This window comes from Streptomyces sp. NPDC021115, from assembly GCF_044333065.1.
Taxonomy (GTDB): domain Bacteria; phylum Actinomycetota; class Actinomycetes; order Streptomycetales; family Streptomycetaceae; genus Streptomyces.
Genome location: NZ_JBIRQF010000020.1, coordinates 39,199 through 53,424 on the forward strand (window position 1 = coordinate 39,199; position 14,226 = coordinate 53,424).

At 70.5% G+C, this 14,226-nt stretch carries 8 protein-coding genes and 4 pseudogenes; 6 read left to right on the forward strand and 6 right to left on the reverse strand.

Features of this window, described 5'->3' with window-relative positions; all coding sequences use genetic code 11:
- Positions 1–46: 46 nt before the first annotated feature.
- Entirely contained in the window at positions 47–208 is a 162-nt protein-coding gene (locus ACH4TL_RS37560) for a hypothetical protein (protein ID WP_398327439.1), read from the reverse strand.
- Between the two features lie 96 nt (positions 209–304).
- On the opposite strand from ACH4TL_RS37560, the gene ACH4TL_RS37565 reads away from it, so the two are divergent.
- Positions 305–1,186 carry a LysR family transcriptional regulator gene (locus ACH4TL_RS37565; protein ID WP_055557746.1) on the forward strand — a complete coding sequence of 294 codons (882 nt, stop codon included), beginning with the start codon at positions 305–307 and terminating at the stop codon, positions 1,184–1,186.
- 60 nt (positions 1,187–1,246) lie between these two features.
- Here ACH4TL_RS37565 and ACH4TL_RS37570 read toward each other — a convergent pair.
- A pseudogene (locus tag ACH4TL_RS37570) lies at positions 1,247–1,658 on the reverse strand (DUF4395 domain-containing protein).
- A gap of 50 nt (positions 1,659–1,708) precedes the next feature.
- Entirely contained in the window at positions 1,709–2,863 is a 1,155-nt protein-coding gene (locus ACH4TL_RS37575) for an amidohydrolase family protein (RefSeq protein WP_398327442.1), read from the reverse strand.
- A 169-nt stretch (positions 2,864–3,032) separates the two neighbouring features.
- Here ACH4TL_RS37575 and ACH4TL_RS37580 point away from each other — a divergent pair.
- Positions 3,033–3,469, forward strand: a pseudogene (locus ACH4TL_RS37580) (Lrp/AsnC family transcriptional regulator).
- On the opposite strand, the pseudogene ACH4TL_RS37585 reads toward ACH4TL_RS37580, so the two are convergent.
- Both ACH4TL_RS37585 and ACH4TL_RS37590 read right to left on the reverse strand, forming a co-directional pair.
- A pseudogene (locus ACH4TL_RS37585) lies at positions 3,456–4,669 on the reverse strand (trans-sulfuration enzyme family protein). The pseudogenes ACH4TL_RS37580 and ACH4TL_RS37585 overlap by 14 nt on opposite strands.
- 127 nt (positions 4,670–4,796) lie before the next feature.
- Positions 4,797–6,017 (reverse strand): annotated as a pseudogene (locus tag ACH4TL_RS37590) (phosphoketolase); the annotation flags it as partial.
- Between the two features lie 289 nt (positions 6,018–6,306).
- Here ACH4TL_RS37590 and ACH4TL_RS37595 point away from each other — a divergent pair.
- The 3 genes from ACH4TL_RS37595 to ACH4TL_RS37605 are packed head-to-tail and all read left to right on the forward strand — an operon-like array spanning position 6,307 to position 10,414.
- Positions 6,307–9,105 (forward strand): cation-translocating P-type ATPase, encoded by a 2,799-nt coding sequence (locus tag ACH4TL_RS37595; RefSeq protein WP_398327445.1) that lies wholly within the window; start codon positions 6,307–6,309, stop codon positions 9,103–9,105.
- Positions 9,102–9,761, forward strand: coding sequence for a potassium channel family protein (locus ACH4TL_RS37600; protein ID WP_398327448.1), 660 nt, complete (start codon positions 9,102–9,104; stop codon positions 9,759–9,761). The genes ACH4TL_RS37595 and ACH4TL_RS37600 overlap by 4 nt, the downstream gene beginning before the upstream one ends.
- Positions 9,758–10,414, forward strand: coding sequence for a potassium channel family protein (locus ACH4TL_RS37605; protein ID WP_398327451.1), 657 nt, complete (start codon positions 9,758–9,760; stop codon positions 10,412–10,414). The genes ACH4TL_RS37600 and ACH4TL_RS37605 overlap by 4 nt, the downstream gene beginning before the upstream one ends.
- A 309-nt stretch (positions 10,415–10,723) precedes the next feature.
- Here ACH4TL_RS37605 and ACH4TL_RS37610 read toward each other — a convergent pair whose 3' ends face one another.
- Positions 10,724–11,596, reverse strand: coding sequence for a potassium channel family protein (locus tag ACH4TL_RS37610; RefSeq protein ID WP_398327454.1), 873 nt, complete (start codon positions 11,594–11,596; stop codon positions 10,724–10,726).
- 189 nt (positions 11,597–11,785) lie between these two features.
- Between ACH4TL_RS37610 and ACH4TL_RS37615 the strand changes: the two genes are divergently transcribed.
- Entirely contained in the window at positions 11,786–14,215 is a 2,430-nt protein-coding gene (locus ACH4TL_RS37615) for a glycoside hydrolase family 65 protein (RefSeq protein ID WP_398327457.1), read from the forward strand.
- Positions 14,216–14,226 lie beyond the last annotated feature (11 nt).

Below are 14,226 nucleotides of genomic sequence, written 5' to 3' on the forward strand. Positions count from 1 at the left end.
GGCGAACGGGCGAAGGCCTGGCGGCGAGCGCCCGGGAAGCCGTCGGTCAGCGACAGCGCATGGCGCCGGTACGGCCGAAGTCGACCACGCGTCGCCGGGTCAGCCAGGCGCACGTGGCGCGGCACACCACCGGTCCGGCGGCCGAAGGCCCGGAGCCGGTGCGGTGCGTGCGCGGCCTACGGGCCGCCACGAGCTGTGTGCGTGGCATGACCTCAGAATGCACGAGCCCGGAGTCGGCCGTCCAACGATGATTTGCCATCAAAACCGATCGTGGTTCGCGATCGATCGGTGCTAGCCTGCGCACATGCTGCCGGTACTGGACATCGTGGCGTTGCGCAGCCTCATCGCCGTCGCCGAATACGGAGGGTTCCACCGCGCCGCCGGCGCACTCGCCCTCAGCCAATCCACCGTCAGCCAGCACATTCGGCGGCTGGAGAAAACACTCGGACGCCCCATCGTCGAACGCGACGGCAGGAAAACCCGGTTCACCGCCCACGGCACCCGACTGCTGGAAGAAGCCCAGCAGATCGTCGGCGCACACGACGCCGCCCTCCGCCGGCTGATGGGGGAGGACCGGCCCGACGAAGCGCCCGTCGCCATCGGCGCCACCGAGCACGGCGCCGACCAGATCCTTCCCGTACTCACCGCGGCCGTACGCGACACCCGGCCCGGCGCCGAGGTCCGCGTGCGCATAGACCGCTCGGCACGGCTGACGGACGCCGTCGCACGTGGCGAACTCGACCTCGCCGTCTACGTCACCGAGGCGGCACAGGCCCCGGGTACCCCGGTGGGCGAACTCCCCCTGCGCTGGTACGCCGCCCCGGGCTGGAAACCACCCGCCGCCCCCGCCCCCTTGCCGCTGGTCGCCATCAGCGACCCGTGCGTGATCCGCCGCCGCGCACTGACCGCGCTCGCCTCCCACCACACACCCGCCACCGTGGTCGCCGAGGCCGGGTACCTCGCCGGAGTCCTGGACGCGGCCCGCGCCGGACTCGGCGCCGCGCTGCTCGCCATCCCCGGCAGCCCGTACCCCGACGGCCTCACGCCACGCCACGACCTCCCCGCCGTCCCCCCGGTCCGCCTCAGCGCCCGGGCCCGCAGCGGCTTCGACCCTTCCCTGACCCGCGCCACCATCGAGGCGGTACACGCCCTGCTCACCTCCCGCGAGGCGGACACCGCGGGGTGAGCCGACGCCGCATCGGCAGTCTCGTCGTCCGGCGGGACGGTTGCGGGCCGGCGCGTGTGCTCAGGCGCTTCGGACGCGGCGGATGAGGAGGTACATCTCGCAACCGAGGCAGTAGCCGAAGGCCGCGTTGAGGAAGGCCGCTGCCAGGGCCAGCCCGGTCGCGGCCATGCCCAGCCAGTGATCATCGGCGAGGTAGCCGACGGTGCCGACGAAGCCGAAGGCGAAGCCGACGCCCTGGGCGGAACGGGGTGGCCTGGCGTCCTCCAGCTCGTTCGGCGGGGAGAGCCTGGGACGAATGGCGACTTGGTACAGCCAGCCGTACGGAGAGTACAGCAGGCCGGCGAACGCACCGACCGCGAAAATCACGGTTTGCAGGGCGAGCAGCGCAACTGCTGCCGGTGATCAGTGCGGAGCACAGGACGATGGTGGTGAGCGCGGCGGCGAACCGGGGGCCGCGCGGGTCGATCTGCATGGATCACGGTAGTCGCGTGGCATCGAGGGGCGATGGCCAGGTGGCGGCAGTCATCGCCCGGGCGACCGGGGCCTCCGTACGCTGTGGCAGGGGGTCGGCGCCGAGGAACAGGACCACCCCGGCAGCTCGACGCGGCGGGGTGGAGGCCCTGATCCCGGAAGAACACCGTCCTTGCCGGGCGTGAGGCTGCCTGTGCGGGCGGTGAGTCCCAGCGCGTGGGCGCCGTCGACGGTGGCGAACTCCAGCAGCTCCCGGGAGTTGAGGCCGCCGTCCAGGCCGCGCTGTACCACGAACGCGGTGCGCATGGTGGCGAACATGTTGCCGCCGACGGAGGGGACGTCGTCGACGGAGAGTGTCGGGCGCACGCCTGCGGCCAGCATCCGGCCGGTCATCGGCCAGCCGAACCCCATCCTCAGCTCGACGTCCGGGCTGATCGACACCGAGCTGCCGGCGTCGGCGAGCATCCGCAGTTCGTCGTCGGCGAGCCCGTTGGCGTGCACGAACGTCGTGGTGTCCCGCAGCAGCCCGTGCTCGCGCAAGTCTGCGATCGGGCGTTGGGTGCCGTCGGAGGTGACGTGGACACTGGTCCGCAGGTCCAGCTCGGCCGCCAGCTTCAGCTCCTCGGCGACGGTGTCCATGCTGGTGTCGTCCGCGCCGCGCAGCCCGAGCGCCATGGTGACCAGCCCGTCCCCGGGAAGTGCGGAACGGACGCGTCGGACCTCGGCGTCGACCGGGCCGGTGGTGCCCCATCCCGCGCCGTGGCAGAAGACCGAGCGTCCGGCTGTGTCGCGCAGCGCCTCGACGGCGGCGTCGGCGTGCTCGGGGCCCTGCGCGCAGTGGAACCAGTCCAGCATCGTGGTCACGCCGGAGTGGAGGGCCTCCAGTCGGCCGAGCAGGGTGCCCAGGTAGACGTCCTCGGGCCGGTAGTGAGGCTTGAGCGTGCCGTGCATCGCCACCGCCCACTCGGGGAAGGTCCAGTCGGCGCCGATGCCGCGGAACGCGGTCTGCCAGGTGTGCCGGTGGGTATCGACGAAGCCGGGCATGACGATCCGGTCGGTCGCGTCGATCACCTCGGCGTCCTGAGCTTCGATCGCCTCGGCCACCTCGGCGATCACGCCGTCCTCGATCAGCACGTCACCGCGTTCGAGATCGCCGACAGCCGGGTCCATGCTGACCACGGTGCCGCCGGTGAGCAGGATCCTCATCTGAAAATTCCTCCACGAAAAGGGGTTGCTTGCTCGGGTTGATGACTCGGTCGAGTGTTGTTGTTCAGTACGTCGGCGTAAGCCGAGCTCGGCAACTTCGGCACGAAATTGCGCCAGAGCAGGGCATGAGGTTGTGGTACATGAAGGGATTGAGCAATAGTCTGCCCTTATGGATGATGTAGATCGGTCCATCCGCCCGTGCTCGAAAAGCACGGGCGGATCAGCAACGCCGAGCTCGCCGCTCGGGTCGGCCTGTCGCCGTCACCCTGCCTGCGGCGGGTGAACCGGCTCGAGGAAACCGGAGTGATCCGCGGCTACCGGGCGGAGGTCGACCCCGCCGCCCTCGGCCGCAGCCTCCGCGTGTTCGCCGGTGTCCGGCTCATGAGGCACAAGCGCGCCGACGTGACCGCGTTCGAACGGGCGGTCATCCAACTGCCCGAGGTGGCCCACGTCCATCACGTCACCGGCAACTACGACTACCTGCTTCAGGTCGAGGTCGCCGACCTGGCCGCCTACGAGGACTTCCACGCCAACCGGCTGGCCGACCTTCCCGGCGTCGCCATGGTGAACAGCTACGTCACCATGAAGACGCTCACGGCGTCCTGACGCGGTCACCAGTGGCGGCCACCGCGTCGGCCGCGGCGAGTGCGTCGGCGACCAGGTCGGCCGTATCCTCCGTGCCCGCGGCCAGCCGGACCAGGCCCGGCGGAACCGAGGCGGCGAGCTGGTCTTCGTCGAGCATTCCCCGCCACATGGACGCGGGGTGCACGGCCAGCGATTCCATGCCGCCGAGGCTGGCCGACCGGCGGGCGTAGCGCAGTTGGCCCAGGAACGCGTCGGCCGCCTCGTAACCGCCGGTGAACTCGATGCCGAGCACCCCGCCGAACCCCCTCATCTGACGTGCGGCCAGCTCGTGCTGCGGATGGGACGCCAGGCCGGGGTAGTGCACACGGCTCACGGCGGGGTGGTCGTGCAGGGCCTCCGCGAGCGCCTGGCCGTTGGCGTTGTGCCGGGGCATCCGCAGCGGAAGGGTGCGCATCCCGCGCAGCAGCAGCCACGCGTCGAACGGGCCGAGGACGGCACCGGTGAGCAGGCCGGCATCCCAGATCCGGTCCAGGAGCTCTGCCGGGCCGGCCACCGCTCCGGCGGACACGTCGGAATGACCGTTGAGGTATTTGGTCGCGCTGTGCCAGACCAGATCGATGCCGAAGTCCGCCGGGCGCTGGTTCAGCGGAGTGGCGAAGGTGTTGTCCGCCAGTGTCAGTACGTCCTGCGCGCGGGCCAGGTCCGCGACGGCGCGCAGGTCGGTGATCTGGAGCAGCGGATTGCTCGGGGACTCCATCAGGATCAGGCGGGTCTGCGGGGTCAGTGCCTTTTCGAACGCCTCCGGGTCGGTCTGGTCCACCAGGGTGGTCGACACGCCGAAGCGGGCAGCAGGTTCAGCAGTACCGACGCCGTACCGCCGTAGGTGGACCGCTGCCCGATGACATGGTCACCGGTGGACACCAGGGTCAGCACGGTGGTGGTCAGCGCGGCCATCCCGGACGCGGTGACCATGGCCGCCTCGGTGTGCTCCAGTTCCGCTACGACGGCCGCGACCTGAGCGTGGTTCGGATTGCCGAAGCGGGTGTAGAAGTCCTGGCCCCGCCTGTCGACCGCGGCCTGGGCGAACGTCTCCGCGTCCGCGGCCGAGAACGCCGCCGTCTGGTAGATGGGCGGCGCCACGGCGTGACTGGGCCGGACCTCGCGATCGGGGTGGACGGTGACTGTGCTGCTGCCCGGCATGGCTGCCCCTTCGTGGTCCATCGGCAAGACGCCATCAAGCGTGGCCGACGGGCACGTCGAATCGAACCAATCTCAGCAACATTGGCAGCATATTGCGTCGGGTCAAGGCGCTGAATTGTGCTAGAGAGGCGATTCGAGCAATCCTGTGCTCGCCCAGTACCCGGGTGGGTTCATGGAGCCCGGCCCCCGGCTTGTCGACCACGACGGCGTACTTCTCCAGGGGCGGGATCGGCAGTTCGCGGGTCAGCAGGCCCCCGTTGGCCCGCGGATTGGCCCCTAGACGGCGCTCGCCGTCCGGCACACAGGCCAGGACCGGCTCGCGGGGACAGCCGTGTTCGTCGAACAGCTCGGCCGGCCGGTAGGACCGCAGCCACCGCTCCAGCTGGCGCAGATGATCCGGATGAGTGCGGACCTCGGCCAAGGGCACCTGGTGGGCCTGCCAGGTGCCCTCCACCGGGAGTCCGTCCACCTCGGCCGGTCCGGTCCAGGCCTTGGGAGTGCGCAGCACGATCATCGGCCATCGCGGGCGCTCGGTGACGCCTTCCTCGCGGGCGGTGCGCTGCAGGAGGGTGATGTGGTCGAGGGCCGTGTCCATTGCCGCGGCCATCTCCCGGTGGACCGCCGGCGGATCGTCACCGGTGACGTGGAGCGGATGGTGGCCCAGCCCGCGCAGGAGTTCGTCGAGCTCTTCCTCGGGAATGCGGGACAGCACCGTGGGGTTGGCGATCTTGTAGCCATTCAGATGCAGGATCGGCAGGACGGCGCCGTCGTGGACCGGGTCGAGGAACTTGTTGGAGTGCCAGGCCGTGGCCAGCGGACCGGTCTCCGCCTCCCCGTCACCGACGACGCAGGCCACGACCAGACCGGGATTGTCCAGAGCGGCGCCATAGGCGTGGGCGAGGGAGTAGCCGAGCTCGCCGCCCTCGTGGATCGAGCCGGGGGTCTGCGGGGCCACATGGCTGGGAATGCCGCCGGGGAAGGAGAACTGCCTGAAGAGCCGGCCCATGCCCGCCTGATCGCGGGTGACGTCGGGATAGGTGTCGGTGTAGCTGCCTTCCAGCCAGGAGTTGGCGACGACCGCGGGCCCGCCGTGCCCCGGGCCCCAGGCGCACATCGCGTCCAGACCCCGTGCCTTGATCACTCGGTTGAGGTGGGTGTAGACGAGGTTCAGCCCTGGGGAGGTGCCCCAGTGGTCCAGCAGACGGGGCTTGATGTGCTCAGGACGCAGCGGCTCGGTCAGCAGCGGATTGGCCATGAGATAGATCTGCCCGACTGACAGGTAGTTCGCCGCTCGCCAGTGCGCGTCCAGAGCCACCAGCTCCACCTCGTTCAGCGGGGTGGGGGCGCGGAGCCGGTGTTCGCGCCGGATGCGTGCTGGCCGTCCTGGAGCATGGTGGGCCTTTCCCTCTCGATGATCGTTTTTTGATGGTATGCGTCGAGTCAGGGGTTTTCTCCGGGAAGGCGGCGGCCCGGCACGGGTCACTCGTGCCCGCCTCCGGCGAACCCGCCACACCCGATCGGGTTGTGTGACCGGGAGGCGTGCGCTGTCCGGACCGGTCCCCGGGTGCGGTTTCCACCGGTGGAGACGAGGATGAAGGCATGACCGCCATCGCTCCCTGTCTCGATGCCTTCCGATGGGCAGCGGCCCTCATGTGTTGATGCCCGGTGACGGCGGCCGCGGACCGGCGGCCGTTCCGGGGGCGGACGGCCCGGCGGTACAGGCCCTGCCGGCCGCGGAGGTCTTCGTCGCCCTCGGCTCCTCACCCCGGGGGCTCGCCTCGGGGACCGCGCGCACGAGGCGGGAACGGTTCGGTCCCAACGAGTTGCCGCATGCCCGGCGGTGGGGGGCGTGGCGGCGGCTCCTCGCGCAGTTCACGGATCTGTTCGCGGTCGTGCTGCTCATCGCGTCGGCCATCACCTTTCTGGCCTACGGACTGGAACACCCCCATGATGTGGGCACGCTGCAACTGGCCCTGGCGATCCTCGGCGTGGTAGTGCTGAACGCGGCGATCGGCTTCGGCCAGGAGTACTCGGCGGAGCGCACAGCCGAGTCACTGCGGGCGATGGTGCCGCACACCAGTCGTGTCCTGCGCGACGGAGAGCGAGCGGAGGTGCCCGCTCGTGATCTGGTTCCGGGGGACGTCGTGGCCCTGGAGGCCGGGGACGCGGTGTCGGCGGACTGCCGACTGGTGGAGACACACGAGGTCACGGTGAACAACGCTGCCCTGACCGGGGAGAGCGATCCGGTCGGCCGATCGGGGGAACCGGTGGCGGCCGGCCCCGTGCTTCAGGCCCGCAACTGCGTCTTCATGGGCACCGCTGTCGTGGCGGGCTCCGCGAAGGCCGTGGTGTTCGCCACGGGCGCGGCAACGGAGTTCGGGCGCATCTTCCGGCTCGCCGCGGCGGCGCCGCGGCAGCGGACCCCCCTTCAGCTCCAGGTCGCTTCGATGGCCCGCCGGGTGGCGGGGGCGGCGCTCGCGATCGGGGCGGCGCTTTTCGCGGTGCGCCTGCCCACCGGGCAGGGGCTCGTCTCCTCGTTCGTCTTCGCGCTCGGAGTGATGGTGGCACTCGTCCCCGAGGGACTGCCCGCCACCTTGTCCGTCTCGCTGGCCATCGGCGTACGGCGCATGGCACGCCGGCACGCGCTCATCAAACAGCTGCTGGCCGTTGAGACGCTGGGATCCACCACCGTGGTGTGCACGGACAAGACGGGCACGCTGACCCGGGCGGAGATGACCGTCGCCCAGGTGTGGGCCGGTGGAGTGGCGCACACCGTCTCCGGGGTGGGGTACGCCCCGGTGGGGGCTGTTTCCGACCCCGAGGCGGTGCTGGCCGTTCTCCGGGCGGCAGCGCTGTGCTGCAACGCGCGGCTGGTCCCGCCGTCCGGGCGGGAGGGCTGGCGTGTCCTGGGTGACACCACCGAGGGGGCGTTGCTGGTCGCGGCGGCGAAGGCGGGCCTCGACGTGGAAGCGGAGGAGGCCGCGGCTCCCCGGGTGGCGGAATATCCCTTCGACTCGGTCCGCAAGTTGATGAGCACGGTGAACAGTGACCCGGAGGGCGGCGGCTACCGGGCGTTCGTCAAAGGCGCTCCGCAGGAACTGCTCGCGCGCTGCGACACCGCTGACTGGAGAGGCGAACGGCTGCCACTGACGGACGAACTGCGCGCGGCGGTGATCGCCGCGAACGATGAACTGGCCTCCCGGGGGCTGCGGGTGCTGGGCGTGGCATGGCGTCCGGTGACCGATCGCCGCCCGGCCCAGTACGACGTTGAATCGGGGCTCTCCCTCCTGGGCCTGGTCGGCATGCTCGACCCGCCGCGCCCGGAGGTCAGCGAAGCGGTCGAGGCATGCGGGCGGGCCGGTATCCGGATCGTCATGGTCACGGGGGACCACCCGCTGACCGCGGAGGCGGTCGCCCGCCGGGTGGGCATCGTCCGGCGGCCCGCCCCCACTGTCATCACGGGCGCCGGGCTGGACGCGCTCGACGCTCCGGCTCTGGACAAGCTGCTCACCGAGTCGGGTGAGCTGCTGTTGTGCCGGGTGAGTCCCGAGCACAAAATGCGAGTGGTCACCGCACTGCAGGGACGCGGCGACGTCGTCGCGGTCACCGGGGACGGCGCCAACGACGCCCCCGCCCTCAAACACGCGGACATCGGCGTCGCGATGGGCGTATCCGGTACCGATGTCGCCCGGGAAGCCGCGGTGATGGTGCTGCTCGACGATTCGTTCGCCTCCATCGCCACGGCGGTGAGACTCGGCCGCTCGGTCTACCAGAACATCCGTAAGTTCCTGATCTACCTCTTCAGCCACAACATCGCCGAACTCGTCCCGATCCTCGCCGCCACCTTCGCGGGGTTTCCGCTGGTCCCGATCAGCGCGGTGCAGATCCTGGCGATCGACCTCGGTTCCGACGTGCTGCCCGCCCTCGCGCTCGGGGCCGAGCCGCCGGAGCCCGATGCGATGGACCGGCCGCCCCGATCCCGGCGGGAGCGGCTGTTCTCGGGCGCCGTCGTGGGCCGCATCCTGTTCCTCGGCGGTATTCAGGCACTCGGCGTGTGCGCGGTGTTCTTCTGGCACATTCACGCCTCCGGGATTCCTTACGCGGACTTCACCAAGGACACCCCGGTCTACCGGGAGGCGATCACCATGGTCCAGGCCGGAATCGTGGTCAGCCAGTTCTTCAACGCCCTGGCGGTGCGCACCGAGCAGCAGAGCGTCTTCCGGATCGGGCTGCTGTCCAACCCGTGGCTGCTGGCCGCCGGATGCGTCTCCCTCGGGCTGATGGCGGCGATCAGCTACCTCCCCGCGCTTCAGGCCGTCTTCAACACCGCTCCGCTGGATCCGTCCGACTGGGTGGTGCTGGCGGGATTCGGAGTGCTGCTCCTGGGCGTCGAGGAAACCCGCAAGGGGTGGGTACGGCGCCGCGTCACCCGGAACCCGAAGGGAAGTACACGATGAGAGTGATCATCGCGGGGTGCGGGCGGGCGGGATCCAGGCTCGCCGTCGACCTCGTCGCCGAAGGCCATGACGTGCGGCTCATCGACCTCTCGCCCCGGGCCAGAAAGCTGCTGCCCGATGGTTTCCCCGGTCAGTTCCACGAAGGCAACGGATACAGCCGGGCAGTTCTGGAAGCCACCGGAATCCAGCACGCCGACGCGTTCGTCGCCGTCACCTCGGGAGACAACAGCAATATCGTCAGCGCCCGGACGGCCAAGGAGACCTACCGGGTCCCGGTCGTCCTGGCCCGCGTCTACGACCCCCGCAGTGCCGACATCTACCGCGACCTGGGCATCCCCACCATCGCCAGCGTGCGCTGGACGGTGCATGAGATCCACCGGATGCTGCTGCACCGCCATCTCACACCTGAGGTCACCTTCGGCAACGGGGAGACAGTGCTGGTCCGCAGCCTGCTTCCGGCCTACCTCACGGGGCGGCGCCTGACCGAGTTCGACGTCGACGGAGAGATCCGCGTCGTGGAGGTCACCCGGGCCGGTCGCTCACGCGTGCCCGCCCACGGCACCCCGGCGGAATCCGGCGACCTGGTCACCTTCGCCGTCGCCGCCACCGCGCTCGGCCGGCTGCGGGCCTTCCTGGACAAGGAGCTGGGTACGTGAAAGCCCTCATCGCCGGCGCCGGCCGGCTCGGCACCCAAATCGCCCAGGTGCTCGCCGCCGCAAGGAACGAGGTCACCCTCGTCGACGTCGACGAGGACCGGGTTGCCGAGCTCCGGGGCCGCGTTCCGGTGCGCCTGGTGGCCGGGGACGCCTGTGACCCGGCCTTCCTGGAACACGCGGGCGCGCTCACCGCCGATCTGATGATCGCCGCCACCGGCAGGGACGAGGACAATCTCGTCATCAGCCTGCTCGCCAAGCGCCAGTTCCAGGTGGAGCGCGTCGCCGCCCGCGTCAACGACGTGGACAACGCCTGGCTGTTCGACCGGCGGTGGGGCGTGGATGTGGCCGTCCCCGCCGCCACACCGCTGATCTCCCTCATTGAAGAAGCCACCGGGGCCACCGACACCGTCGCTCTTCTCCGGCTCAGTAAAGCAGGCGTCAACGTGATCGAGACCACCATCACCGACCGGTCCCGGGCCGTCGGCCGTACCCTCGCCGATATCGGTCTCCCCGCCGGTTCGGTCATCGCCACCGTCGTCCGAGAGGGTCGGCCCACCGTCCCGGCCGCCGGGATGAGGCTGCGGCCGGGTGACGAACTCCTGGTGGTCTCACACACCGCGACCGAGCAGGAAATCCACGCCGCCTTCCAGTGAGGGCCACGGTCGTTCGAGCCCCGGGAGAACCATCACCCCGCCGTCGCAGGTTGTCCTGGCCGCCCACCGGCGCCGTATCGGGTGATCGGAGTGCCGCCCACCACCGCGTTGCTCTCCCCGAAGACCGGTGGACCACCGTCGACCGGCTCACCCCGACGGGGAACGGGATCTGAGGCGCCGTGACCGGCCGGAGCGAGGCCGAGTACACGGCCGTGCGCGAGCTGCGCGGCCCGCTCACCGCGGTGGAGGGGATCTCGGGAGCCGAAGGCCACCTGTCACGAGGGGGCGGATGAGCTTATCAGCAAGACGTCAGGAAAGGCTGCGGCCGTGGTCGGCTTCGTACGCGGCGAAGACCTCCGCCGGTGTTCCGCCGGTGTGGAGGAACTGCTCGTCGAGGACCGTGGCAAGGGCCTCCAGAGCACCGGCGAGCATGGCCGCCGCCAGACGCACATCGGGATGGCCTGCCGCCCGCCCGCGCTGGGCGAGCTCAGCGGCGTAGCCGACGCTGGAGGCCAGCGGCGCGTGGTTTTCGCCGTCGTGGAAGTAGTACGCCTCGGCGTATTGGGTGAAGTCGACACGGACGCGTACCACTTCGGTGGCCACACTCGCCAGTAGCGAGGCTCCCAGAGCGCCATCCAGTCGTTGGGCCGAAGGGTCCGCTTGGCGCAGCAGCGCCAAGCGGATCGCCAGGACCCTCCTCCGGGCGAGTGCCGGGTAGATCTCGAGCACCCAGGTGACCGTGGCCGTCAGCAGAGCGAAGCCGATGAGGGCTTCCAGCGGCGCTACGATGCGCAGCCAGTCCTCGGTCGGCACGATGTCCCCGAGCCCGAGGGTGGCGATGGTGACGAGTGAGACGTAGAGGGCGTCCAGCAGGTCCGCGTGCTGGGCGGCTTTCAAACCGCTTCCGAAGGAGAACGCCTCCGGCATGTGGGGCCAGTAGATGATGGCCCACCCCAGGATGATGGTGCAGGCCCACATCACGACCACGGTGACCATGGCCAGCGGTCCGACGAGCCCCGCCACCCGCTTGCGCGCGGGGACATGCTGGGACGCTCTCCACAATGCCGACATGATGAGGCGGCTCAAGCCTCCCCGACGAGTCGGGTGCCAGAGCGTATGGAACAGGTCCCGCAGCGCGGCCATGACCAGCCCGGCTCCGGTCAACGAGACCAACCACTCCATGCGCGTCTCCCACGGCGCTGTTCGGTGCGTCGACCGAGGGCGGCCTGGCATGACCCTATGGCTCAGCGACCACTGGGGAACGCAGGCTCGCCGGACTGTGGCCGCGAGCCGAAGGCCGGCCGCCGGCGAGGCAGCCGACGTGCGCCGTCGGCGCGGGATTCCCATCATGGGACGAGGAGATGAGTGCCCGTGCCGGAGTGGACCTGGGAGTACCGCGGCTACGATCCCGCCGCCGAGCGGCTGCGGGAGGCGCTGTGCACCTTGGGGAACGGCTATACCGCGACCCGTGGCGCGGCGCCCGAGAGCAGGTCCGATCCGGTGCACTACCCGGGGACGTATGTGGCGGGCTGCTACGACCGGCTGCGCTCCGACATTTCGGGTCACGAGGTCGAGAACGAGGACATGGTCAATCTGCCGAACTGGCTGCCGCTGCGCTTCCGGCCGCTGCCCGGGGACGTCACCACCGGCGCGTGGTTCTCCCCGGACCATTGCCTGCTGCTCGACTACCGGCAGGTTCTGGACATGGGGAGGGGGACGCTCACCCGGACGATCAGTTACCGGGACCACTCCGGGCACCGGCTGGGTGTGGAGCAGACCAGGCTGGTCCACATGAGTGATCCCCACGTGGCCGCGCTGCGGACCGTTCTGACGGCGGAGGGCTGGTCGGGACGGGTCGAGGTCGAATCGGCGCTGGACGGCGATGTGCGCAACGCAAACGTGCGCCGCTACCAAGGGCTCAGCGAACAGCACCTGACCGAGGTGCGGGCCGGTGGAGCCGAATCCGGCGCCGTATGGCTGCGGTGTCGGACCCGGACGTCGGATGTCGGCGTCGCGCTCGCCGCGAGCACGCGGGTCGCGGGGGCGGAGCCCGAGTCGTCCCGTCTGCGTACCGGCCGCCGCCGTATCGGCCACCGCTTGGTGATACCCATCGAGCCGGGCCGGCCGGTCACCGTGGACAAGGTCGTGGCGTCGCACACGTCACGGGACCTCGCGACCGGCGATCCGCTGCGGGCGGCGGTGGAGCGTGCGGAGGCGGCCGGGGACTTCCCGGAACTGCTCACCTCGCACGCCGCGGCCTGGGCCAGGCTGTGGCGGCGCGCCGAACTCCACGTGCCCGGGGAGCCGGGCCGCATCCTCCGGCTCCATCTGTTCCATGTGCTCCAGACCCTCTCGCCGCACACCGCCGACCTGGACGTGGGTGTCCCGGCGCGCGGTCTGCACGGCGAGGCGTACCGGGGGCACGTCTTCTGGGATGAGCTGTTCGTCCTGCCCTATCTGAACCTGCACTTTCCCGAGGTCTCCAGGGGGCTGCTCCGCTACCGCCACCGGCGCCTGCCGCAGGCGTGCCGTGCCGCCCGCGAGGCGGGACACCGGGGAGCGATGTACCCGTGGCAGAGCGGCAGTGACGGCCGGGAAGAGACACCGCGGCTGCACTACAACCCGCGGTCGGGGCACTGGCTGCCGGACCACTCCCGGTTGCAGCACCACGTCAACTCCGCGGTGGCGTACGACGTGTGGCAGTACTGCGAGGTCAGCGGCGACACCGAGTTCCTGCACACCGAGGGCGCCGAGATGGTCCTGCAGATCGCCCGCTTCTGGGGAGACCTCGCGGACTTCGACGGCAGCCTCGGCCGTTACCGGATCCGGGGCGTGGTCGGCCCGGACGAGTACCACGACGGCTACCCCGGCGCCTCTCGGCCGGGCCTGGACGACAACGCGTACACCAATGTCACCGCCGCCTGGGTGCTCGGCCGGGCGCTCGACCTCGCCCGGAGCCTGCCCGCGTGGCGTCGCCAGGAGCTCTTCGAGAGGCTGGACCTGGAGAGCGGTGAACTCGAACGCTGGGACGAGGTGTCCCGGAGGCTGTTCGTCCCCTTCCACGCGGGGGTCATCAGCCAGTTCGACCGCTACGGCGACCTCGCCGAGCTGGACTGGGACGCCTACTGCGAGCGGTACGGCGACATCCGACGGCTCGACCGCATCCTCGAGGCCGAGGGGGACTCGGCCAACCGCTACCAGGCGTCGAAGCAGGCCGATGTCCTCATGCTGGGCTACCTCTTCCCGCCGGCGCAGCTGGCCGACGTGTTCCGTGGCCTGGGATATGCGGTGGATGACGAGACCTGGCGCCGGACCGTGGAGTACTACCTGAGCCGCACCAGCCACGGATCCACCTTGAGCAGCCTGGTGCACGGCTGGGTGCTCGCCCGGGCGAAGCGCTCGGCGGCCTGGGCGTACTGCCGGCAGGCGCTGGAGTCCGATGTCGCGGACATCCAAGGAGGGACCACCCCGGAAGGCATCCACCTGGGAGCCATGGCGGGCACTCTGGACCTCGTGCAGCGCGGACTCACCGGCCTGGAGACCCGCGACGGAGCGCTCTGGCTGGACCCGGTCCCTCTGCCGGAACTGTCCGCCTTCCGCTTCTCCCTCCAGTTCCGCGGGCACCGGGGGGTGAGGCTGCGCCTCGACGGCGGTCGATTGCGCATCGACGTCCCTCATTCGGAGCAAGGGCCGATCCGGATCGTGCTGCCCGACCGGACCCTCACCCTCGCACCCGGCGACAGCTGCGCCCTCCGGCTGCCGCGCGGTCAAGCGGCCCATGGAACCAGGTCTGCGCAATGAAGGAGGCACCG

Coding starts and splice junctions, on each gene's coding strand:
- ACH4TL_RS37560 (WP_398327439.1), bottom strand. CDS start 208: ATGCCACGCACACAGCTCGTGGCGGCCCGTAGGCCGCGCACGCACCGC.
- ACH4TL_RS37565 (WP_055557746.1), top strand. CDS start 305: ATGCTGCCGGTACTGGACATCGTGGCGTTGCGCAGCCTCATCGCCGTC.
- ACH4TL_RS37575 (WP_398327442.1), bottom strand. CDS start 2,863: ATGAGGATCCTGCTCACCGGCGGCACCGTGGTCAGCATGGACCCGGCT.
- ACH4TL_RS37595 (WP_398327445.1), top strand. CDS start 6,307: ATGCCCGGTGACGGCGGCCGCGGACCGGCGGCCGTTCCGGGGGCGGAC.
- ACH4TL_RS37600 (WP_398327448.1), top strand. CDS start 9,102: ATGAGAGTGATCATCGCGGGGTGCGGGCGGGCGGGATCCAGGCTCGCC.
- ACH4TL_RS37610 (WP_398327454.1), bottom strand. CDS start 11,596: ATGGAGTGGTTGGTCTCGTTGACCGGAGCCGGGCTGGTCATGGCCGCG.